This window comes from Streptomyces sp. NPDC001219 (assembly GCF_053597915.1).
Genome location: NZ_JBSFJF010000010.1, coordinates 46,189 through 68,782, shown reverse-complemented (window position 1 = coordinate 68,782; position 22,594 = coordinate 46,189). Strand labels below are relative to the sequence as shown.

Annotated in this window: 19 protein-coding genes and 1 riboswitch; of the genes, 9 read left to right on the top strand and 10 right to left on the bottom strand. The window is 72.6% G+C overall.

The window, feature by feature from the left end; all coding sequences use genetic code 11:
- Positions 1-136 precede the first annotated feature (136 nt).
- The 3 genes from ACWC9R_RS08900 to ACWC9R_RS08890 all read left to right on the top strand — a co-directional run bounded on the left by ACWC9R_RS08900 (position 137) and on the right by ACWC9R_RS08890 (position 4,608).
- Positions 137-2,035 (top strand): AMP-dependent synthetase/ligase, encoded by a 1,899-nt coding sequence (locus ACWC9R_RS08900; protein ID WP_450729754.1) that lies wholly within the window; start codon positions 137-139, stop codon positions 2,033-2,035.
- Between the two features lie 290 nt (positions 2,036-2,325).
- Positions 2,326-2,916: a DUF4142 domain-containing protein gene (locus ACWC9R_RS08895; protein ID WP_450729894.1), complete on the top strand. Its 591-nt coding sequence runs from the start codon at positions 2,326-2,328 to the stop codon at positions 2,914-2,916.
- Positions 2,917-3,132: 216 nt separating this feature from the next.
- A complete protein-coding gene (locus ACWC9R_RS08890) occupies positions 3,133-4,608 on the top strand; it encodes a DUF1996 domain-containing protein (RefSeq protein ID WP_450729892.1) in 1,476 nt (491 codons plus the stop codon).
- A 231-nt stretch (positions 4,609-4,839) separates the two neighbouring features.
- Here ACWC9R_RS08890 and ACWC9R_RS08885 read toward each other — a convergent pair whose 3' ends face one another.
- On the bottom strand, positions 4,840-5,640 hold the full coding sequence (locus ACWC9R_RS08885) for a PucR family transcriptional regulator (protein WP_018091333.1): 801 nt from the start codon (positions 5,638-5,640) through the stop codon (positions 4,840-4,842).
- A 578-nt stretch (positions 5,641-6,218) separates the two neighbouring features.
- On the opposite strand from ACWC9R_RS08885, the gene ACWC9R_RS08880 reads away from it, so the two are divergent.
- The 3 genes from ACWC9R_RS08880 (at position 6,219) to ACWC9R_RS08870 (ending at position 9,655) form a co-directional block, all read left to right on the top strand.
- Entirely contained in the window at positions 6,219-6,971 is a 753-nt protein-coding gene (locus ACWC9R_RS08880) for a hypothetical protein (RefSeq protein ID WP_450729753.1), read from the top strand.
- A complete protein-coding gene (locus ACWC9R_RS08875; RefSeq protein ID WP_450729751.1) occupies positions 6,968-8,512 on the top strand; it encodes an NADH-ubiquinone oxidoreductase-F iron-sulfur binding region domain-containing protein in 1,545 nt (514 codons plus the stop codon). Before ACWC9R_RS08880 ends, ACWC9R_RS08875 begins: the two co-directional genes overlap by 4 nt.
- A 189-nt stretch (positions 8,513-8,701) precedes the next feature.
- Entirely contained in the window at positions 8,702-9,655 is a 954-nt protein-coding gene (locus ACWC9R_RS08870) for an SCO0930 family lipoprotein (protein WP_450729749.1), read from the top strand.
- Here the strand turns inward: ACWC9R_RS08870 and ACWC9R_RS08865 are convergent.
- The 4 genes from ACWC9R_RS08865 to ACWC9R_RS08850 form a co-directional block, all read right to left on the bottom strand.
- Complete coding sequence (locus tag ACWC9R_RS08865; RefSeq protein ID WP_450729748.1) at positions 9,633-11,261, bottom strand: sodium:solute symporter family protein; 1,629 nt, start codon at positions 11,259-11,261, stop codon at positions 9,633-9,635. The genes ACWC9R_RS08870 and ACWC9R_RS08865 overlap by 23 nt on opposite strands.
- Positions 11,258-11,491, bottom strand: coding sequence for a DUF3311 domain-containing protein (locus ACWC9R_RS08860; RefSeq protein ID WP_450729746.1), 234 nt, complete (start codon positions 11,489-11,491; stop codon positions 11,258-11,260). Before ACWC9R_RS08860 ends, ACWC9R_RS08865 begins: the two co-directional genes overlap by 4 nt.
- Before the next feature lie 32 nt (positions 11,492-11,523).
- The gene (locus tag ACWC9R_RS08855) at positions 11,524-12,309 is read right to left on the bottom strand and encodes a class E sortase (protein ID WP_450729744.1); all 786 of its coding nucleotides are present in this window, start codon (positions 12,307-12,309) and stop codon (positions 11,524-11,526) included.
- Between the two features lie 66 nt (positions 12,310-12,375).
- Complete coding sequence (locus ACWC9R_RS08850) at positions 12,376-13,719, bottom strand: DUF445 domain-containing protein (RefSeq protein WP_450729742.1); 1,344 nt, start codon at positions 13,717-13,719, stop codon at positions 12,376-12,378.
- Between the two features lie 272 nt (positions 13,720-13,991).
- On the opposite strand from ACWC9R_RS08850, the gene ACWC9R_RS08845 reads away from it, so the two are divergent.
- Entirely contained in the window at positions 13,992-15,302 is a 1,311-nt protein-coding gene (locus ACWC9R_RS08845; RefSeq protein ID WP_450729741.1) for an SGNH/GDSL hydrolase family protein, read from the top strand.
- A gap of 163 nt (positions 15,303-15,465) precedes the next feature.
- Positions 15,466-16,128 (top strand): GOLPH3/VPS74 family protein, encoded by a 663-nt coding sequence (locus ACWC9R_RS08840; RefSeq protein WP_450729739.1) that lies wholly within the window; start codon positions 15,466-15,468, stop codon positions 16,126-16,128.
- Positions 16,129-16,164: 36 nt separating this feature from the next.
- On the opposite strand, the gene ACWC9R_RS08835 is transcribed toward ACWC9R_RS08840, so the two are convergent.
- From ACWC9R_RS08835 to ACWC9R_RS08820, 4 genes are all read right to left on the bottom strand, one after another.
- Positions 16,165-16,851: a DUF1707 SHOCT-like domain-containing protein gene (locus ACWC9R_RS08835; RefSeq protein WP_450729737.1), complete on the bottom strand. Its 687-nt coding sequence runs from the start codon at positions 16,849-16,851 to the stop codon at positions 16,165-16,167.
- Positions 16,852-16,860: 9 nt separating this feature from the next.
- The gene (locus ACWC9R_RS08830) at positions 16,861-17,886 is read right to left on the bottom strand and encodes an ABC transporter ATP-binding protein (protein ID WP_450729735.1); all 1,026 of its coding nucleotides are present in this window, start codon (positions 17,884-17,886) and stop codon (positions 16,861-16,863) included.
- A gap of 50 nt (positions 17,887-17,936) precedes the next feature.
- Entirely contained in the window at positions 17,937-18,701 is a 765-nt protein-coding gene (locus ACWC9R_RS08825) for an ABC transporter permease (RefSeq protein ID WP_450729890.1), read from the bottom strand.
- Between the two features lie 73 nt (positions 18,702-18,774).
- Positions 18,775-19,569 carry an ABC transporter permease gene (locus tag ACWC9R_RS08820; RefSeq protein WP_450729733.1) on the bottom strand — a complete coding sequence of 265 codons (795 nt, stop codon included), beginning with the start codon at positions 19,567-19,569 and terminating at the stop codon, positions 18,775-18,777.
- A 355-nt stretch (positions 19,570-19,924) separates the two neighbouring features.
- On the opposite strand from ACWC9R_RS08820, the gene ACWC9R_RS08815 reads away from it, so the two are divergent.
- Complete coding sequence (locus ACWC9R_RS08815; RefSeq protein ID WP_450729731.1) at positions 19,925-22,120, top strand: transglycosylase domain-containing protein; 2,196 nt, start codon at positions 19,925-19,927, stop codon at positions 22,118-22,120.
- Positions 22,121-22,141: 21 nt separating this feature from the next.
- Here the strand turns inward: ACWC9R_RS08815 and ACWC9R_RS08810 are convergent, their stop codons facing one another.
- The gene (locus tag ACWC9R_RS08810) at positions 22,142-22,462 is read right to left on the bottom strand and encodes a DMT family transporter (protein WP_362605090.1); all 321 of its coding nucleotides are present in this window, start codon (positions 22,460-22,462) and stop codon (positions 22,142-22,144) included.
- Between the two features lie 31 nt (positions 22,463-22,493).
- Positions 22,494-22,555, bottom strand: a riboswitch (guanidine-III (ykkC-III) riboswitch).
- Positions 22,556-22,594: the final 39 nt, after the last annotated feature.

The window sequence follows — 22,594 nt, the reverse complement described above, 5'->3', positions numbered from 1 at the left end:
CGTCAAGACTTGTCGTCTTCCGCTCAAGAGTAGCCACACATCTGGGCAGCCGGGAGGCCGGTGGGTAACTTGCCCTCCCTGCCGCCCGGGACGGCGGCGGACCAGGGGGACCAAGGGGGAACACCTAGGAGGTGCTGTGCGCGACATCAGCGTCCCGGCCCTGGCGGCTCCGCTGCGGACCGGCGGCCTGGCCGACTCGGTCTTCGACACCGCCGCCCACCAGCCGGATTTCGCTCAGCTCGCCCGCCGCGACGACCAGACACCCGAGGGCTGGCAGGAGGTGTCGGCGGCGCAATTCCGTGACGAGGTCATGGCCCTGGCCAGGGGGCTGCTGGCGGACGGGATACGGCCCGGCACCCGGGTCGCGCTGATGTCCCGTACGCGCTACGAGTGGACCGTGTTCAGTTATGCGCTGTGGGCGATCGGCGGGGAACTCGTCCCGGTGTATCCGACCGCCTCGGCCGAGCAGCTGCGCTGCATCCTCGCCGGGGCGAAGGTCACCGCGATCGTCGTGGAGAACGAGGCACAGGCCATGACCGTGGCCGAGGCCTGCGACGAACGGGCCGCGCTGCGGCGGCTGTGGCAGCTGGACCTGGACTGCGTCCAGCGGCTGGCGGAGGAGGGCACCCGGCTCACCGAGGCCGATGTGCACCGGCTGCGGCACGCGGTCGGCCCCGACGACGTCGCGGCGATCGTGTACACGTCGGGGACCACCGGAAGCCCGCGCGGCTGCGTGATCACCCACGCCAACCTCGCCGCGGGCTGCGACACCCTCTACGCGGGCTGGGGCGGGCTGCTGGCCGCGCCCGGCGAACGCCCGTCGCTGCTGGCCTTCCTGCCGTTCGCGCACGTCTACGGGCTGATGGTGCAGGTGGCGTGTCTGCGCGGCGGGGTGAAGCTCGCCCACCAGCCCGATGCGACCTCCGACGAACTGCTGCCCGCGCTGGCCTCGTTCCGTCCGACGTTCCTGTTCGCGGTGCCGTACGTCTTCGAGAAGATCTGCGCCCGCGCCCGGCAGGCCGCGGAACAGGCCGGCCGGCGGCGGACGTTCGACGCGGCGATGACGGTGGCGGTGCGCTACGCGGAGGCCCTCGCGGCGGAGGCGCAGGGCACCGGGCGCGGCCCCGACCCGTTCCTGCGGGCCCGGCACGCGCTCTACGACCGGCTGGTGTACTCCCGTATCCGGGAGCTGCTGGGCGGCCGGGTGCGGACCGCGGTGTCCGGCGGCTCACCGCTCTTCCGGGAGCTGGGGCTGCTCTTCGCCGGCGTCGGGATCACCGTCTACGACGGCTACGGCCTCACGGAGACCAGCGGCGCGATCACCGTACAGCCGCCCGGCCGGGTGCGGTTCGGGACGGTGGGGCTGCCGCTGCCGGGCAGCGCGGTGCACCTGGCGCTGGACGGCGAGGTGTGGGTGCGGGGCGCGGTGGTGTTCGCCGGCTATCTCGACGAGGAGGAGACCCCGGGCAGCGGGCTGTACGACGGCTGGCTGGCCACCGGCGACCTGGGGCACCTGGACGAGGACGGCTATCTCGTCATCACCGGCCGCAAGAAGGACATCATCATCACCAGCAACGGCAAGAGCGTGGCCCCGCAGGGGCTGGAGCAGCGGCTGTGCGCCCATCCGCTGATCTCCCAGTGCGTGGTGGTCGGCGACAACCGGCCGTATGTGACCGCGCTGATCACGCTGGACCCGGAGGCCCTCGACCACTGGCACAAGCTGCGCGAGGAGCCCGGCAGGGACGGCAGCGCGCCCACACCGGAGGAGCAGCTGCACGCGGAGGTGCGGCGGGCGGTGGCACGGGCCAACGCCTCGGTGTCCCGGGCCGAGTCGATCCGCGCGTTCCGGGTGCTGCCCGAGGAGTTCAGCCAGGAGGCCGGGCTGGTGACGCCGTCGCTGAAGCTGCGGCGGGCGGCGATCGTCCGGCGCCACGCGGACGAGATCGACGCGCTCTACGCCCAGGGACAGCGCGAGGACCCCGAAGGCCGCCAGGAGCGGCGCAGATGGGCGGCGGAGAGCCTGTACGCGCGCTGAGCGGCGCCGACGCGGGCCCCTGAGGGCTCACGGCAGCCGCCTGTGGACGGGCCCGGCCGGGCATACGGAAGCCGGCGCACGTCACCCGCATCCGGCCGGGCCCGCTCGCGGCACCGTAGCAGTGCCGCGGCGGACCCGGCCGTTATTTGTCCAGGGGTGAGGACCCACGCCCGCGGGCCCGTTACGGCACTTAGCGTCCGGTGGCATTCAGTACGGACGATCCGGGAGGCCGTGTGCGGTCCATCCTCAGCAATTCCGCAACATCCGGGCGGACCATCGCCACGGGATTGGTGGTAGCCGCGCTCGTGGGCACGCTCGCGGCTCTGCTGCTGCCGGTGCAGCTCTTCGGTGAGACCGCGTCGGCGGCGACGAACACCGTCACCTACGACGATGACGGAGGCGGCACGGTGAACACCCGGTACGGTCCGCTGACCGCGATGGACCGGGACTTCGTGCGCAAGGTCAGACTGGCCGGCCTGTGGGAACTGCCCGCGGGCCGGCAGGCGCAGGAGCGCGGGCAGACCGCGGCGGTACGCACCGCCGGCAACCACCTCGTCGCCGGGCACACCGAGCTGGACCGGCGGGTGATCGAGACCGCGCGGGCGCTGGACGTCACGCTGGCCAACCAGCCCAACTCCGACCAGCAGGGCTGGCTGGCGCAGATGAACGCGGCGCAGGGCGACGAGTTCACCCGGACCTTCGCGGAGCTGCTGCGCCGGGCGCACGGCAAGGTCTTCGGCCTGGTGGCCATGGTCCGCGACCAGACCAAGAACTCGATGGTGCGCGCCCTGGCGAACCGCGCCAACACCATCGTCCTGGACCACATCACCGTGCTGGAGAAGACCGGCGGCGTCGACTTCGACACCCTGCACACCAGCTAGGCGACGGAGCCCCGGTATGCCACGGCGGCGCGGTCGCCGGCCCGGACGGCGGCGGACGCCCCCGCCCACGGCGGGGGACGCACCCCGCCCCCCACCCTCCGCGACCCGGAAGAAACGACACCCGCACCCAACCGACACCCCTCACATCGGACGAAGCGAAGTGATCTCATGAGGCAACGGCAACAGGCCCATAAACGCTCGCGTTTGACGAACAGAATGCTGATCGGCGCCACCGCCCTGCTGCTCGGCGGCGGCGGCCTCGCCGCCTACGCCACCACGGCGCTGGCCGGCAACAACGCCCCGGACGCGTCGGCCGGCCATTCCCAGCACACCGCGAGCGCCTTCACGCTCTCCTGCCCCGATGTGGGCGAACGGCTGCGCCAGGTGCCGCGCAGCGCCAAGCTCCCGGTCTCCAAGGGGCTGTCGGCGCTCGACAAGCAGGTGCACGACGCCTACCACTCGATGATGGCCGGCAAGAGCAGCAGCGGCGACACCGTCCTCAACGGGCTGAAGACGAAGCGGCAGAAGACCATCAGGATGATGGTCACCGCGATCTCCAAGGACGCCAAACGGCCCGGCTACCTGCTCAAGATGAGCGGCTGCACCATGAAGCCGGTCAACGAGGGCGCGGGCACGGGCGGCACCGACTCCACCAAGTCCGTGCAGGACGGCTGGTACGGCCAGAACCAGACCCAGGACGGCCAGCAGCAGGGCCAGGACGGCCAGCAGCAGGGCCAGGACCCCGGTCAGGCCCAGAGCCAGGACCCGGGGCAGGCCCAGGACGGCGGGCAGCAGCAGGGCCAGCCCGGCGGCCCGTCCCCCGACGACTTCGTCGACATCAACAACGTCCAGCCGAACGCGGACGCCCCGCCGTTCGCCGCCCCCGAGGGGGGCAACGCCTCCACCGGCACCTTCACCACCGAGTGCGGCCGCAATGAGGACGGCCACTTCAACTCCGACAACGTCATCGTGACCCCGGGCGTCAGCAACGGCGCCCACCACACCCACGACTACGTCGGCAACAAGGCCACCGACGCCTTCGCGGACGACAACAAGCTCGCCGCCTCCGACACCACCTGCGACAACGGCGACCAGTCCACCCATTACTGGCCGGTGCTGCGCAAGCTGGACGGCAACGCCGAGCAGAAGCCGGGCGCCGCGCAGGACGCCAACGTCGGCACCACGCTGACCCCGGCGACGGTGACCCTGACCTTCCGGGGCAGCCAGTCCGGTGAGGTCCGGGCGATGCCGAAGTTCCTGAAGATCATCACCGGTGACGCCAAGGCCTTCACCAACGGCACCAAGAACGCCAACGCCTCCTGGAGCTGCACCGGGTTCGAGGACCGGCAGCTGAAGGACAAGTACCCGCTGTGCCCGCAGGGCTCGCAGGTCGTGCGCACCTTCGCCTTCCAGAACTGCTGGAACGGCCGGGACATCGACAGCGGCAACCACCGCGACCACATGGCGTTCTCCGACCAGAACGGCAACTGCCCGCAGGGCTTCGAGGCGGTCCCGCAGCTCGTCCAGCGGATCACCTACGACGTCCCCCAGGGCAACAGCTTCGCGGTGGACAGCTTCCCCGAACAGCTGCACAAACCGGTGACCGACCACGGTGACTTCATCAACGTGATGCCGGACAACCTGATGAGCAAGGCCGTCGACTGCATCAACAACGGCCAGGAATGCTCCTGACGGACCGGCTGACGGGCCGGCGGCCCTGAGGGCCACGGTCTCCGGGCCCCTTGGGGGGACATCCCCTAAGGGGCCTGTGGGCCCCCTGGACCGGACAACGCAGTGGCCCCGACCCGGATTCCCGGGGCGGGGCCACTGTTCTGCGCCGTGGTGCTGAGGGGGTGCCGGCGGTACGCCGTCGGACCGGCCGGCTGTCAGCTCAAGGGGCGCGGTGGTTCATCCGTCGCTACTTCAAAGACCGTTGACGCGGGCCTCGCGGGCCATGCCGAGCGGGCGTATGGAGGACGCGACGGCGCGGGCGCGGCGGCCGGCCCGGGCGCGGTAGCTGCGGACATGGGCCATCAGACGCCGGCTGCGCAGCGCCATCTCCAGCTCGAAGCGGGTCCGCGGGTCACGCAGCACCGGTCCGAAGAGCTTCTCGATCTGCCGGAGACGGTACCGGACCGTCTGGGGGTGCACATGCAGCAGCTTGGCCGCCTCGGGGGCGCCGCCGCCCTCCAGCCACGCCAGCAGCGTGACCTCCAGCCGTTCGCTCTGCCGGGGCGTCAGCTCCTCCAGCGGGCCGAGCCAGCGGGACGTCAGCGCGTCGGCCAGCGACTCGTCCTGGAGCAGCAGCAGCGCCGAGAGGTGGTCGTCGACGAACGCCGGCCGCGACTCCGGGCCGACCCGGCTCGGGGCCAGCGTGAGCAGGTACCGGGCCCACCGCAGCGAGGACGCGGTGTCGGTGGCCGGGACCACGTGCCCGACCGCCGCCGGGCGGCCCTTGAGCGCCGCCTCCAGGCGGGCCCGGGTCTGGGTCGCCGGGTCGGGGACGAACAGACAGGTGTAGCCCTCGACGTTGCCGATGAGGGCATGCCCCAGTGCCGCGGCGAGTTGGGGCGCCTCGGCGGGGGTGGCGAGAACGACGGCCTGGAGGGTGTCGGGCACCGGCCAGCCCGCGGCGCGGGCCAGCTCGTGCAACCCCTCCTCGGGTACCTCTCGTTGGCCGGCGAGCACGTCGAACAGGTCCTGGCGGGCCCGGGCCACCGGCATCGGTGTGACAACCGAGGGGCGGGCCGGAGGTTTACTTTCCGACTCTTTTTGGTACCCCAGAACTGTCAGCAAGGCCTGTTCAAGCGCCCAATGTGCGTCTTCTACGGGAGTATCCCCGAGAAGTGCGGACAATGCGGGAAATCCGCGTTGCAACTCCGCGACCAACTTCTCGGCGAGATCCGGGAGTTCATTTCTGACTACCCGGTTCCACTCGCCGCGGGGACGCGACCAGATGCGGTTCAGGAGATCACACATCGCTACCTCGATCCTGGCGGGGATGCGGTTGGTACAGGGGATTGGCGCCCCCCCGTGCGCCTGAGTCGGCATCATCCGGAGTCCCCCCGCGCGACCGCGATGCCAGTGCAGGAATTTGTCACAGCGCGATAAACCTTACGAAAGCCTGAACACGTTCGGAGATGCTTTTGCACATCCGGATTACGGCCCTGCGTATCCGCCCGGTTACAGAATGTTTAGTGTTACCGGGGGTCACCCGAACAAAAGCCCCGGGCAAATACCGCCCCCGGGAGATTTCATAGAAATTCGCATCCCGCACTCGTGCCCCGACTCCGGGAGGTCCGATGTCCGCACCGCGTTTGCAGAGCCGCCGCGCCGCTCACCGCGCCCGGCCGTCGCCCTCTGTACCCCGCCCCCGGCGCCCTCCGAACGAACCCGGCCCGCCGGACCGGCGGGCCCCCGGCGGCGGCTTCGCCGGAACTGCCGTACTCCGTCCGGCGCTTCCGGCCGCACTGCTGCTCTTCATCGCCGTCACGCTGCACTCCGGCGCGGCGGACACCCTCATGCGCTTCCTGGACTTCGGCGCCGGAGTCCTCGCGCTGGTCTCGCTGTCGGTCACCGTGCTGTGGGGCCTGGCCGCCACCGACCGGATGGTGCTGCACTCCGGCCACCGGCTGCTCGCCCAGGCCGTGCACCGCGGCACCGCGGTCGCCGGCCTCGGCTTCCTCGGCCTGCACATCTGGGTGAAGATCGCCGAGGGCCACACCGACACCATGGCCGCCACCGTGCCGTTCACCGACGGCGCCCGGCCGGTGCTCATCGGCCTCGGCACCCTGGCCGCCTACACGTTCATCGCCGTCGCGGTGACCGGCGCGGTACGCGCCGCGTTCACCGGCCTGACCGGTGCCCGCTGGTGGCGCGCGCTGCACATGTGCGCCTACCTCGCCTGGGGACTCGCCCTGGTGCACGGCCTCAGGTCCGGCCGTGCGGCGGCCGGCTGGGCCATCGCCGGATACGCCATCTGCCTCATCGGGGTGGCCGTACGACTCGGCCTGCGGCTGCGCGACGCCCGCAGGAACACAGGAGAACTCCCATGACCGCCCCCGCCCCCACCCAACTGCTGCCGGCGCTCGCCGAGGCGGAGCCCGTCCCGACGCTGGCGTCCTTCGGGCCGCCGCGGCTGCTGGCCGGCCTCGACGAGATACCCCGCATGGACCGGGTGGCCCATCTGTCCCGGCACGGCAGCCTCCCCCAGCTCACCTCCCAGGAGCTGGTGGCGCTGGCCGAGGACATCGATCTGCGCGGCCGGGGCGGGGCCGGCTTCCCGTTCGCCCGCAAGCTGACCGCCGTCATCGACGGGATGAAGCGGGCGGACGGCAAGGGCGCGGTGGTCGTCAACGGCAGCGAGGGCGAACCCAGCTGCCTCAAGGACACCGCGATGCTGCTGCACGCCCCGCACCTGGTGATCGACGGCGCGCTGCTGGCCGCCGACGCGCTCGGCGCACAGGAGGTCGCCCTCGGCGTGACCCGCACCGACGTGCTGAGCTCCGTGCAGCGCGCCATCGACGAACGCGGTCCGGTCCGGCCGGCTTTACGGGTCACCCTGCTCACCGAACGGTTCGTCACCGGCGAGGGCTCCGCCATGACGAACGGGCTGAGCGGCGGCGCCGGGCTGCCCTCGGGCCGCAAGATCCGCTCCAGCGAGCGCGGTCTGAACGGGGTGCCGACCCTGCTGTCGAACACCGAGACCTACGCCCAGCTCGCCGTGGCCGCCCGCCTCGGCGCGCTCGGCTACCGCACCGCGGGCCTGCCCACCGAGCCCGGCACCCTGCTGCTGACGGTCGCCGGCAACCGGGTCGTGGAGGTCCCCTACGGCGTCTCGCTCGCCCGGGTCCTGGCGCTGTGCGGCATGGACCAGGGGCAGGGCGTGCTGATCGGCGGCTACCACGGCACCTTCATCTCCCCGGCCGACGCGCTGACCGCGAACCTGTCGAAGGAGTCGCTGGCCGAGTACAACGCGGTGCTCGGCGCCGGGGCGGTGCTGCCGATCCCGTACGACACCTGTCCCGCCGGGGAGACGGTGCGCGTCGCCCAGTGGATGGCCGCCGAGTCGGCCGGCCAGTGCGGCCCCTGTGTGCTCGGCCTGCCCGCGCTCGCCGACCAGCTCGACCGCGCCGTACGGGGCGGCGGGGAGAGCGCCCTGGAGGCCGTACAGGCCCGTATGCGGGCCGTGGAGAAGCGCGGCGCGTGCAGCCACCCGGACGGCACCTCACGCTTCGTCGCCTCGGCCCTCAGGTCCTTCCCCGAGGAGTTCGAGCGCCACGCGCAGGGGTTCGGGTGCGGCCGCCCGGTGACCGGCGCGCTGCCGGTCACCGGGAACCCGCCGCTGGCGGTCACCGCCCCCGCCCCCACCCCGGCGCGGGTGTCCGCGCCGCCGCAGGAACGGCTGCTGGTCGACTGGACGCTGTGCCGCGGCCACGGGCTGTGCGCCGACGTCGTCCCCGGCATCGTGAAGCTCGGCGCGGACGGCTACCCGCAGTCCGCCAACATGCCGCTGCCCGCCCGGATGCGGCGCCGCGGCCAGCTCGCGGTGCGCCGCTGTCCCGCGCTGGCGCTGCGGGTCCAGGGCGGCAACTGACGTTTCACGCAGGGCTTTTGCGCCCGGAGAAAATTCTTCGGTGCCGTTGAACGCCCGGCACCCCGGAGCGCGTATTCCCCGGGCGACGGCACCCCGCCGGCGCCCGGACGGGATCGGGACGGGTGGCCGGACGAGCAACCCGGTCACCACCTCAGCAAGACGGAACCACCCATCGGCAGAGGAGACATCATGAGCAATCGACGTCGTGCGGCGTTCGCGGCCGCCGCGGTCGCCACCCTGGCCCTGACCACCGGCTGCGGCAGCAGCGGCAACCAGAGCGCCGGCACCACCACCACCGACAACGTCCAGCCCGCCGGCCAGGGCACCAGCGACTACGGCTACGGCTCCTCCGGGGGCGGCGGCCAGGCGGGCGGCACGGACGCCGCCGCCGGCAAGGCCCCCAAGGCGCCCAGCGCCGGGAAGCTGGCCCTGCACCAGGACGCCAAGCTCGGCACCGTCGTCGCCGACTCCAAGGGCATGACCCTCTACCGGTTCGACAAGGACACCCCCGACCCCGCCAAGTCCAACTGCAACGGGTCCTGCGCCACCACCTGGCCCCCGGTCCCCGCCGACGGCGCCACCGCGCCGGCCGGCATCGACAAGAGCAAGCTGGGCTCGGTCACCCGCGCCGACGGCGTCAAGCAGCTCACCATCGCCGGCTGGCCCGCCTACCGCTACATCAAGGACACCAAGGCCGGTGACACCAAGGGCCAGGGCGTCGGCGGCACCTGGAACGCGCTCGCCCCCGACGGCAAGAAGGCCGGCGCCCAGGAGCCCAGCGACGTCTCGGTGTTCAACCACCCCGACCTCGGCGGCATCCTCGTCGACGGCAAGGGCCGCACCCTCTACCGCTTCAACAAGGACAGCGCCTGGCCGATGAAGTTCGGCTGCAACGACGCCTGCCTGGACACCTGGAAGCCCGCCAAGCCCGCCGACCGCTCCAAGCTCAAGGGCATCGCCCCCAAGCTCATCTCCACCGTCACCCGCCCCGACGGCACCCGTCAGCTGGCCGTCGACTGCTGGCCGGTCTACTGGTTCACCGGCGACGAGCAGCCCGGTGACATCAACGGCCAGGGCAAGATGGGCCTGTGGTTTGCGGTCTCCAAGGAGGGCGAGAAGATCACGACGACACCGGAGGGCTGAGCGGGCCGCCCCCCGACGCCACCCCGTCGCGCGGGAACTCGTCGTCCAGCGCCAGCACCTCGGCGTCCGGCCGCTCGTCCGCGGCGCGCGGCCCCAGCCAGGTGACCGCGAGCGCCACCACCACGTTCACGGCGAGCCCGACGATCCCCGCGTTCATCCCCCAGACCGGGTCGTGTCCCCCGAACACCAGGACACAGACCAGCGTGAAGCCCGCCACCAGGCCGCTCACCGCGGCGCGCAGCGTCAGCCGCCGCCACACCAGCCCCAGCAGCAGCATCGGCACGAGCTGCGCCATGCCCTCGTACGAGATCAGGGACAGCCGGACGAGGGTGTCGGGGGCGGTGTAGGTCAGCAGCAGCGCCAGCGCGCCGGCCACCACCACGACCAGCTGCGACCACAGCTTCTGCCGTCCGTCCGCCGCACCTCCCCCGCCGTCCCCGGAAGCCGCCCCGGCCGCCCCCCTGTTGAGACGGGGGATCGCGCCCAGCACGCTCCTCCCCCACATCGTGCCGATGACCAGCATGAACACGGCCATCGGCACGATGGAGGAGAGGGCGGCGGCGACCCCGACCACCCCCACGGCCCAGGCCGGAAGGGAGTCCACCACCATCTTGAACAGCGCGAGGTTGGAGTCCGCGCCCTTCAGGCCGGGCACCACGAACAGCGCCGCCATCCCCAGCAGCACCGGCACCAGCAACAGCACGTTGTAGAACGGGAGGTAGAGGGCGTTACGGCGCAGTGCCTCGGCGTTGCGGGCGCCGAGATAGCCGGCCACGGTCGTCGGGAAGATCACCACGGTCAGGGAGTTGACGAGGGTGGTGGTGACGAACCACACCTGGCCCAGGCCGCCCGAGGCGTGGCCCGGGAACGTCAGCCACTGCGGCTTCTCGTGGACGAGCCGTTCCAGGAAGGGCCCGTAGCCGCCGAAGTAGTGCAGCGGCACATAGACCGCGAGGAAGCCGAGGGTGCCGATGACGAGGACGTCCTTGAGCACCGAGACCCAGGCGCTGCCGCGCAGCCCGCTGACCACCACGAAGCCGGTGGTGACCGCGAAGGCCAGGAAGTAGGCCCAGTTGAGGCTGATGGCGCCGTAGGAGATGGTGGTGACGACCACGCCCATGCCGGTGATCTGCAGCTGGATGTACGGCAGCAGACAGACCGTGGCGAGCAGGGCGACGGCGGCGCCGAGCCAGGGCGCGCGGAAGCGGTGCGCGACCATGTCGGTGATCCCGACCAGGTCGTGCCGGCGGGCGTAGGCCCACAGCATCGGCCCGACGACATAGCCCAGCGCGTAGCCGCAGGACATGTAGGCCAGGACGTAGAGCACCGGGGCACCGGAGTTGTAGCCCCAGCCGGCGGCGCCGAGGTAGCTGAAGCTCGTGTAGCTCTCGCCGGCCATCAGCACCCAGATGAAGACCGTGCCCAGCCCCCGGCCGCCCACCGACCACCCGGCGAGCCCGCCCTCCCGACGCCCGCCACCGCCCTTCCCCGGAAGCCCTTCCGGCTGCCCCTTTCCTGCGCCCCTCCCCCGCACCGCGAGCAGGCCGAGGGCGACGGTGAGCACCATGAAGCCGCCGAAGACGGCGGTCGAGACCGCCGCGTTCATATCCGCCCCCGGGCCCGGTCGCCGCGCCGGGCCAGCCACACCGCGAGCGGGGTGGCCAGCGTCGCCAGCAGCATCCAGAAGAACAGGAACGGCAGGCCGAGCACGGTCGGGGTCACCTGGTTCACCAGCGGCAGCACCGCCAGGAACAGCACGTACGGCAGCAGCAGCCACAGCAGCGCGGGACGCCTTCTCGAACCCGGGGACCGGCCGCCGGAGGGGTGGTTTCGCACGAGCCGAGAGCCTAGGGGACACCCGGCCCCGCTCACCGGGACTGTGTCGACCGCAACACCGCCCAGACCACCAGCCGGTAGGTGGAGGTGTACTCCGGCGTACAGGTCGTCAGGGTCAGATAGGCGTCCGGCGCGGTGAAGCGGTAGGCGGGGTGCACGCTGCTGTACGGGACGGCGGCGAGGACCGTGCCGTCGCCGGGGGTGGTCCGCGGCAGGGTGCGCCGCACGGCGTAGGTGTAGCGGGCCTCGGCGGTGTCGACGAGGACGGTGTCGCCCGGCCGCAGCCGGTCGAGGCGGCGGAACGGCTCGCCATGGGTGTTGCGGTGCCCGGCCAGCGCGGCGTTGCCGGCCCGGCCGGGCTGCGCGCTGTGCGGATAGTGGCCGACGTAACCCCGGTTGAGCACCGCGGCCTTGCCGACGCCCTGGGCGACCGGGACGGTGAGCCCGATCCGGGGGATGCGCAGGACGGCGTACGCCCGGTCCTGCGCGGGCTCCGGTGCCCGGCTCCCGCCGCTGCGGGAAGGCGGCCCGGACGGCGCCGCGCTCGCCGCGCCGCGCGCCCCCCTGCGGCCGTCCCGCGGCGCCGGGTCCGGGCCGGGCGCCGCGGGACGGGCGTCCCACTGCCGCTCCAGCCGGCCCACCTGGTCCCACGCCGCGTGCTGCGCCTGACGGTTCGTCCACCACAGCTGGTGGACGACGAGCAGCAGCAGGACGGCGCCGAGCGTCACCGCCAGCTCCGCGCCCGTCCACAGCACCCGTACGACACCGGGGCGACGGGTCCGCCGCCCCTGCACGACCACCGGTATCCGCTCCCGCACGCGGGCACCGTAAGCCCTGCGGGCACAGGTCACCAGAGGCGTGCGGGGAGCGGCCGGCGGGCGGGGTCAGCCGCCGAAGGCGTGCGAGACGGCGTAGATGCACAGCCCGGCCAGGGCGCCCACGACGGTGCCGTTGATGCGGATGAACTGGAGGTCCCGGCCGATGTGCGCCTCGATCTTCTTCGAGGTGTGCTCGGCGTCCCAGCCGGCGACGGTGTCGGTGATCAGGGAGGTGATCTCGTCCTGATAGGTCGTCACCACATAGACGGCAGCGCCCTCCAGCCAGCCGTCCACCTTGTCCTGCAGCCGCTCCTCGCCGGCCAGCCGCCGGCCCAGGGACAGCAGCGCCGCCCGTACCCGCAGCCGCAGTTCGCTGCGCTCGTCCTCGGCGGCGGCGACGATCATCGTGCGGACCGAGCCCCAGGCCGAGGCGATCAGGTCCTGCACCTCGCCGCGCCCCAGCACCTCGGACTTCAGCCGCTCGACCTTGGCCCGGGTCGCCGGGTCGGACTGCAGGTCCTCCGCGAAGTCCCGCAGGAAGCGGTCGATCGCCCCGCGCGCCGGATGCTCGGGCATGTCCCGCATCTCGGTGACGAAGCGCAGCAGCTCCTTGTAGACCCGGTCGCCCACCTTGCGGTCGACGAACCGCGGGGTCCAGCCGGGGGCGCCGCCGGAGACCGCCGTCATCACGGAGTCCCCGTGCTCGACCAGCCAGTCGTGGGCGCGGGAGACGAGCAGGTCCACCGCCCGCCGGTGGCCGCCCTCGGCGACGATCCTCTCCAGCAGGGTGCCGACACCGGGCGCGATCTCCTGGGCGTCCGCCCGCCGGGTGATGGCCTCACCGACCACCGCCTGCACATCGGAGTCGCGCAGCACGGTCAGCGCCCCGCGCAGCGCGGTGGACAGCTCGGCGGTGACCCGGTCGGCGTTGCGGGGTTCGGCGAGCCAGCCGCCGAGCCGCCGGCCGATGCCGACGGAGCGCAGCCGGCGGCGGACGACGTCGGCGGAGAGGAAGTTCTCCCCGACGAAGTCCCCCAGGCTCCGGCCCAGTTGGTCCTTTTTGGTGGGAATGATCGCGGTGTGCGGAATCGGCAGCCCCATCGGCCGCTTGAACAGCGCGGTGACCGCGAACCAGTCGGCCAGCGCGCCGACCATGCCGGCCTCCGCGGCCGCCGCGACAAACCCGGTCCAGCCGCCCGCCCCGGCCGATCCGGCCCATTTCGCCAGCACATAGACCGCGGCGACGGCCAGCAGCAGGCCGGTCGCCAGCGCCTTCATCCGGCGCACCGCGCGCCGGCGCTCCTCGTCGGCGGCACCGGCGGCGAACCCGCCCGGCACGGCGCCGGCCGCCGCCGGCGCCCGCTCCGCCCTCGGCGCCGTGTCCGCTTCTGTACGTTCCATCCGCTCCATCGCTCCCACCGTGCCCCCCACCGTCCGTACGGCCTATCGTGCTCCGCACGACGGCCACGTTCCGGCCGTCATCCCACTGTGACCTACTCCTGGAACGAACCACGAGTTCCCCGCGTCCATGACGAGGAGGCATCGAACGGGGCGCCGGGCGGCGCACCCGAGGTCCGTGGGATCATGGGGGACCGATCGGACCGCAACGGTGCCGCTGATCATCCGCTGCCCTTGCCCGCCCGGAGCGTGCTGCTCCGCTCGACCCAGGAGACCCCTCCCGCATGAAGAAAAGTGTGGGTTACTCCCTGCTCGCCGGTCTGGCGGCAGTGGTGGTACTGATCTCGACCGCGATATTCGTCGGCTTCGGCGGCGAGAGCGGCGGTCCGGGCAGCTCCCCGCACAAGCCGCGCGACCCCGCGGACCCCGCGGTCTCCGGCCAGTGGGTCGGCACCTGGTCGGCGGCCGCGGCCGCCGCCGAGCCCGGCACCCTGAACGGCTACGCGGGGATGTCCATACGCAACGTCGTGCACACCAGCGTCGGCGGCTCCGGCGTCCGCATCCAGCTGTCCAACCTCTACGGCACCCGGCCGCTGGTGGTCAGCCACGCCTCGCTGGCGCTGGCCGCGGCCCCCAGCAACCCCACCGCCGCGAGCGGCACCATGCGGCGGCTGGCGTTCGGCGGCAAGCCCGCGGTGACCATCCCGGCGGGCGGCGCGGTCACCAGCGACCCGACCCGGCTGAAGGTGCCCGGCGACGCGGACCTGCTGGTCACCACGTACTCGCCGTCCCCCTCGGGCCCCGCCACCTACCACCCGTACGCCCGGCAGACGTCCTACCTGGCGCACGGCGACCGCGCCGAGGACGCCACCGGCGCCGCCTACACCGAGCAGAGCCCCTACTGGCGGTATCTGACCGGCGTGGACGTGTGGAGCACCCAGGCCCGCGGCTCGGTCGTCGCGATCGGTGACTCGATCACCGACGGCATCACCTCCACCGCCGGCGCCAACCACCGCTGGACCGACTTCCTCGCGGCGCGGCTGCGCAACGAGCCCGGCGCGCCCCGCTACGGCGTCCTCAACCAGGGCATCAGCGGCAACCGCCTGCTGGTGAACGGCAGCAAGTTCTCCCCGAACAACGGGCCCAGCGTGCTGTCCCGGCTGGAGCGCGACGCGCTGTCCCGCACCGGGGTGAAGGCGGTCATCGTCGAGATCGGGCTGAACGACCTGTTCAAGACCCCGCGCCAGCTCGACCCGCAGAAGATCGTCGCCGGTATGCGGCAGCTCGTCCGGGAGGCGCACGCCCGCGGTCTGCGCGTCACCGGCAGCACCCTGACGCCGTTCGGAGGACACCGCGGCTACTCCAACCAGCTGAATTCGGTACGGGAGCAGGTCAACCGGATCATCCGCTCCGGCACCGTCTACGACGAGGTCGTGGACTTCGACAAGGCGCTGCGCGACCCGGCGGCGCCGGTGCGGCTGCGCCCCGTCTACGACTCCGGCGACCATCTCCACCCGAGCGACGAGGGCTTCCGGGCGATGGCCGACGCCGTGAACCTCGCCCACCTCAAGCGCGCGGCACCCGCCGCACTGTGACACCGGCCCGCGCCGTCACCCCAACGGCGCAGGCCCGCCGCCACGGGTTCGGCCGCCCCGCGGCGGCCGGTCCCGGGCGGTTGCGGGGCGGCGTGGAACTTCCCCGCCGCTCCGGGCGTTCGACCGGCTGACGGAGACATCACCAGACGCACCGGGGGCTGACATGGCCGTCACACTGGCCGAGGAAATCATGCTGCTGTCGCTGGACGAGGAGTCCGGGACGGCGGAGCGGCAGCAGACGGCGGCCTGGGCCGTCGCGGGCGGCATCCTGCTGGAACTGGTGCTCGCCGGGAGAGTGGCCGTCGACGGCAAGCACCTCAGCCTGACGGACCCGACACCGACCGGTGAGCGACTGCTCGATGACCGGCTGGAGCTGCTCGGTGCCTGGCTGGGCGGCCGCGACAGGCGGCGGGTGACGGAGTGGCTCGCCAAGGACCGCGCCAAGGCCGGCAAAGCGGCGGTGCAGAGCCTGTGCGCGCGCGGCGTGGTCGTCGAGGAGCAGCACAAGGCCCTCGGCCTGTTCCCGATCCGCCGCTATCCCGAGGCCGACGGCGCGCCCGAGGCGGAGCTGCGGCAGCGGCTCCGGGCCGTCGTCCTGGAGGGCGCCGTCCCGGACGAGCGCACGGCGGGCCTCGTCGCCCTGATCCACGCCACCAAGCTGCACCCCCTGGCGTTCCCCGACGCCCCGCGCAAGCAGGTGACCGGCCGGATGGCCGAGGTCGCGGAAGGCCAGTGGGCGGCCGAGAGCGTGCGCACCGCGATACGTGACATGCAGGCGGCCCTCACCACCATCGCCGTCGTCACCGCCGCCACGGCCGCGAGCTGAGCCCGCCACACGAGCCCGCGCCGGCCCGGCGGCCCCCTAGTCCAGCTCCTTGCGCCCGTCGTCCTTGAGGCGGCGCCGTTCCTCCTTGAGGCGGCGCCGCTCGGCCCTGGGCAGCTTGCGCTCGACGGCGACGCCGCCCATCAGCGCCAGGCCGGTGACGACGACGCGGGGCGCGCCGGGCTCGCCCGGGGTCCCGTCCTCGCCTGCGTCGAAGCCGCCCATGATGCCGAGCCCGCGCACATCGACCTCGACACCCGGCGGCACCACGATGTTCACCCCGCCCATGAGCACCCAGCAGCTGACGACGACCTCCGGCCCGGCGAAGTTCGCCTCGCGCAGATCGATCTCGCCGCCGCCCATGACGCAGGCGGCCGTGAAGCGCCGCCCGATCGTCCACCGGCCCTTGCGCTGGAAGCCGCTCATGAGGGAGAAGCCGACCGAGGACCCCTGGGCACCGCTGACGATCCGCTCCGCCCAGCGCACCGGCGCACCGCTCTCCTTCCGCAGCGACAGCGACAGCGGCGCCGGCGTCTGCGCGGCGGACGGCAGATCGGCGGTGAGCGGCTCCAACTCCCCGTAGGTGCGGGCCTTGTACGCCGCGTCGAGCCGCTCGTCGAACTCCTCCATCGCCAGCCGTCCCTCGGCGAGGGCGTCCCGCAGGATCTCGGCGACCCGCTCACGGTCGGTGTCGGAAGCGCGCAACTCCGGGAGGTCTTCAGTCATACGGACAGATTAGAGCGCGTCGCCCGTATTGCCGCCGTTTCCGGCGACATCCCACCGCTGCCCGCCGCCCGCGTACAGCTCGGCGATCAGGGTCTCGATGTCCGGTTCCCGCACCGACAGGTCCACCAGCGGATAGCGCGCGGCGACCGCCGCGACCAGCGGCGCCGCGCTCTGCGAGGCCGGGAACGCCAGCCACTGCCGGGGCCCGTCCACCCGGACCGTACGGGCGCCCGGGACGCCGTCGATCGGCGGCAGTTCCCGCGCCAGGTCCACCACCAGCGTCCGTTCGCCGTCGCCGGCGGCCCGCAGCCCGTCGAGGCCGCCGTCGTAGACCAGCCGGCCGTGGTCGATGACCATCACCCGGCGGCACAGCTGCTCGATGTCGGTCAGGTCATGGGTGGTCAGCAGGACCGTGGTGCCCTGCTCGGCGTTCACCTCGCGCAGGAACTCCCGGACCCTCGCCTTGCTGACCACGTCGAGGCCGATGGTCGGCTCGTCCAGGTACAGCACCTCGGGGTCGTGCAGCAGCGCCGCCGCGATGTCGCCGCGCATCCGCTGCCCCAGCGACAGCTGCCGTACCGGCACGGCCAGCAGCGGGCCCAGGTCCAGCAGTTCGACGCAGCGCTCCAGATTGGCGCGATACCGGGCGTCCGGGACCCGGTACATCCGCCGCACCAGTTCGTAGGAGTCCCGCAGCGGCAGGTCCCACCACAGCGTGGTGCGCTGCCCGAAGACCACCCCGATCCGGCGGGCGAGCCGGGTCCGCTCCCGCGCCGGGTCGATACCGGCGATCCGGAGCCGGCCGCCGCTGGGGACGAGGATGCCCGTCAGCATCTTGACGGTGGTGGACTTCCCGGCGCCGTTCGGCCCGATGCAGCCGACCATCTCGCCGCGCGGCACCCGGAAGGAGAGACCGTCGACGGCCCGGACCTCCTGCCGCACCCGCCGCAGCCGGCCCACCCTGCGCCGTACCGAGAAGACCTTCTCGACACCGTCGACCTCGATCAGCTGCCCCGCAGCGGCCGCACCGCTCATCCCGCGCCCTCCCTCGTCGTCCCGTCCGGGGCCCGCCCCATGAGGCCCCCTCAGCTGCCGGTGCTGCGGTACGACCGCAGCCCCAGCCGCCACGCCAGCCCGGCCCCCGTACACATCAGCGCCGCCACCACCGGCCCCAGGAAGTCCACCCAGCCCGGCAGCCCCAGCGGGTCGGGGCGGCCCAGCAGCCGCAGCGCGGGCAGCCAGTTCACGAAGGCCAGCGGGACGAGGTAGGTGACCCCGCGCACCAGCTCCTTGGCGAACACCGTCGGCGGGTACTGCAGCATCGCGTTGCCGCCGTAGGTGAAGGAGTTCTGCACCTGGGCCGCGTCCTGCGCCCAGAACTGGAAGGCGGCCCCGGCGGTGAAGACCGCCGCGAAGATGGCCGTGCCGCACACCGCCATCAGCGGCACCATCAGCACCCGGCCCACCGTCCAGTCCACCTCGACACGGGGCAGCGCCCAGCCGAGCACCAGCAGCGCCTGGGTGATCCGGCCCACCCGGCGCAGCGCGAAGCGGTCCGCCGCGATCTGCGCGAAGACCGGTACGGGGCGCAGCAGCAGCGTGTCGAGGGTGCCGTCCCTGATCCGCAGGCCCAGCCCCTCGATGCTGCCCAGCAGCAGGTCCGCCAGGCCCAGCGCCATCCCGGACGTCCCGTACAGGAAGGCCACTTCGGGCAGCGTGAAGCCGCCGAGGGCCTCGATCTGCGAGAACATCAGCATGATCGCGACGAAGTCCAGGCCGTTGGCCGCGAAGCTGCCGGCCGCCATCATCACGAACGAGGTCCGGTAGGCGAGGGTGGAGCGCACCCACATCCGCACGATCAGCCCGTACGCGGCCAGCCCCCGCGCCACCGCCGCCCGGCCGCGCCCGGCCCGCGCCCGCGCGCTACCCACCGTGCACCACCACCTTGCGGGTCGCCGCCGACTGCACCAGCCGGCCCAGCGCCAGCAGCGCCGCCGCCCACACCGCCTGGAACACCAGCCCCCGCACCAGCGCGCCACCGCTCCGGACCCCCATCAGCACATCGGCCGGCACCTGGAGGATCGCCGCCCACGGCAGCAGCTGGACGGCCTCCCCGAAGCCGCCCGGGAAGACCCGCAGCGGCAGCAGCATCCCCGTGAAGAACGTGCAGGCCAGCCCGCTGATCAGGGCCAGCCCCGAGCCGTCCAGGAGCCAGCAGGACGCCAGCGCGACGAGATAGCGCAGCGCGAAGCTCACCAGCACCCCGAGCAGCACCGACAGCAGGAAGCAGCCCCAGGTCACCGCGTCGCCGGGCAGCGCCAGCGGAAAGACCAGGGCGCCCACCGCCATCGGCACGGCCCCCCGCCCGATCAGCTGGAGCCCGGCCCGCCCCAGGTCCGTGGCCAGCCACCACAGCTGGAGGTCGGCGGGCCGGCAGAGGTCCACCGCGATGTCGCCGCCGCGGATGCGCTCCTGGAGCTCGTCCAGCCCGCCGCCCATCAGCGCCGCGGTGGCCAGCAGCGCCTGCGCGGTCCAGACGAAGGTCAGCGCCTGCGCCTGGTCGTAGCCGCCCAGATGCGGCCGCTCGTCCCACAGCGCCAGGTAGGTGTAGGCGACGATGAAGCCGAAGACGGTGTTGGTGAACACCCCCGCCGCGGTGGCGGTCCGATAGGTGGCGTACCGCCGGAAGCTGCCGGCCGCCACCGCCGCGTACACCACGCCGCGCTCCCCCCAGCCACCGTTCCCGTCGGACGCGCAAAGCACCGGAGCCTAGGGTCTGTCGTTTGGATCAGGCCAGCCCCCGCTCCCTGATCCGGCCTGATCCAAACGACAGACCCTTAGTCCCGGACGCGGCGGGCACCATCGAATTATCACCGCTTCGGGTGAGCCGTGGGTGCCATTCAGCCGGTCAGGTGGCGGACTCCGGTGCGCGCCACCCCCGCTGACCGGGACGCATGATGCGAGAGTTTCCCCGCGGGCGGCCGGTGCTCTCCGGGCACACCGCGCGCACCCCCGACACGAACCCGCCCGCCGCGGTACAACCTCCGGCGGCGGCCGAGGAGTCCATACCGACATGAGCGGACAACGCACGGGCTGGCGCCGTGTCCTCCCCACCTGGCGCGCGGTGCTGGGCACCGTGCTGCTGTTCCTGCTGCTCGTCGTCGGCGGGATGCTCGCCGGCTACCTGCTCGTCGGCATCCCGCCGGCCAACAGCGCCGCCAAGGCCCAGAGCAACGTCTTCCTCTACTCCGACGGCTCCGAGCTGGCCCACGACGGCGAGGTCAACCGGCAGAACGTCACCCTCAGCCAGATCCCCCGGACCGTCCAGCAGGCCGTACTCGCCGCCGAGGACCGGGACTTCTACTCCGAGTCCGCTGTCGACCCCGCCGCGATGGTCCGGGCCGCCTGGAACACCCTGACCGGCAAGGGCAAGCAGTCCGGCTCCACCATCACCCAGCAGTACGTGAAGAACTACTACCTCGGCCAGGAACAGACCCTCACCCGCAAGGCCAAGGAGTTCTTCATCGCCATCAAGCTGGACCGCGAGGTGAGCAAGGACAACATCCTGGAGGGCTACCTCAACTCCAGCTACTACGGCCGCAACGCCTACGGCATCCAGGCCGCCGCCCGCTCCTACTACGGCCGCGACGCGGCGCAGCTCACCACCGCCCAGGGCGCCTATCTCGCGTCCCTCCTCAACGCCCCCAGCGCCTACGACCTCACCGCCCACCCCGAGAACCGGACGCGGGTGCTGGCGCGCTGGAACTACGTCCTGGACGGCATGGTCACCAAGAAGTGGCTCGGCCCCGCCGAGCGGGACGCGATGGAGTTCCCCGAGACGAAACCCGCCAAGCCGTCCCCCGGGCTGTCCGGCCAGCGCGGCTACCTCGTCGAGGCGGTCAAGAACTACCTCACCGACCACCACGTCCTCGACGAGGACACCCTGCGCGGCGGCGGCTACCGCATCACCACCAGCATCAGCAGGAAGCGCCAGAACGCCTTCGTCAAGGCGGTCAACACCCGGCTGATGGACCGGCTCGACGACTCCCGGGACGTCGACGGCTCCGTCCGGGCCGGCGGCGCCTCCATCGACCCCGCGAGCGGCCGGGTCGTCGCCCTCTACGGCGGCGTCGACTACGCCAAGCAGTACGTCAACGGCGCCACCCGCAGCGACTACCAGGTCGGCTCCACCTTCAAGCCGCTCGTCTTCGCCTCCGCCGTGCAGAACCGCTCCACCACCCAGGAGGGCACCCGGATCACCCCGAACACCGTCTACGACGGCACCAACAAGCGGATGACGGTCCGTCACGGCCGCCCCACCGGATTCGCGCCCGCCAACGAGGACGACCGCTCCTACGGCCCGATCACCGTCACCGAGGCCACCGACAAGTCCGTCAACGCCGTCTACGCCCAGATGGGCATCGACGTCGGCCCGTCCAAGGTCAAGGCCACCGCCGTCGCCCTGGGCATCCCCGCCGACACCCCCAGCCTCGCCTCCTCGCAGGGCGCCGTCTCCCTGGGCACCGCCACCCCCAGCGTGCTGAGCATGACCCAGGCCTACGCCACCCTCGCCCACCACGGCACGCACCGCCCGTACACCCTCGTCGACAAGGTCACCAAGGACGACGAGGAGATCGAGCTGCCCGAGCGCGAGGAGACCGCCGCAATCCCCAGGACGGCCGCCGACACCACCACCTCGATCCTGGAGAGCGTGGTCGACGGCGGCACCGGCACCGCCGCCCAGGGCGCCGGACGGCCCGCGGCCGGCAAGACCGGCACCGCCGAGAACGACAAGGCCGCCTGGTTCGCGGGCTACACCCCCGAACTCGCCACCGTCGTCGCCGTGCTGGGCCAGGACCCGGAGACCGCCGCACAGGTGCCGCTGTACGGCGCGGGCGGCCTGTCCCGGGTCAACGGCGGCGACTACCCCGCCCAGATCTGGGCCGACTACACCGCGGCCGCGCTGAACGGCCGCCCGGTCCGCGGCTTCGACCTGCGGCTGGAGGCGGGGGCGGAGCCGTCCTCGCCCGCGCCGTCCGGCAGCGACTCGCTGTCGCCCAGCGCCTCGGGTTCCCCGTCCACCGGCCCGAGCGACACACCCACCGGGCCCGTGCCGCCCACCTCCGCCCCCACCCGGCCGACCGCCGAACCGCCCACCTCCACGCTCCCGTCGGCGCCCGAGCCGAGCGCCCCGGCCACCGAGGGCTTCCCCACGGTGCAGCCGCAGAGCGAGGATCTGGATCGGCAGATGTGGCGCTGGGACGAGTGACGGCGCGCCGCCGTCCGGCCGTCAGTGCCCCGACGTCGCCTTGAGGCCGACCACCGCCACGAGCAGCAGACAGATGAAGAAGATCCGGGCCGCGGTGGCCGGTTCGCCGAGCACCGCCATGCCGACCACCGCGGCGCCGGCCGCCCCGATGCCGACCCACACGCCGTAGGCGGTGCCGATCGGCAGGGTCCGGGCGGCGTACGAGAGCAGCAGCATGCTGGCGACGATGCCCGCGCCGGTGAACACACTGGGCCACAGCCGGGTGAAGCCGTCGGTGAACTTCATCCCGACCGACCAGCCGACCTCCAGCAGACCGGCGACCATGAGCAGCATCCAGGCCATGACGGCACCTCCGCGAAAGAGCTTCAACAGGGGTGCGTCGTCTTGTCCTGACCCGGTACGGCGCGTCTCGTCGGGTGTGTCCCGAGGCTAGCAAAGGGCAGCGGAACGGGCGGTGACCCCGGTCACCGCCCG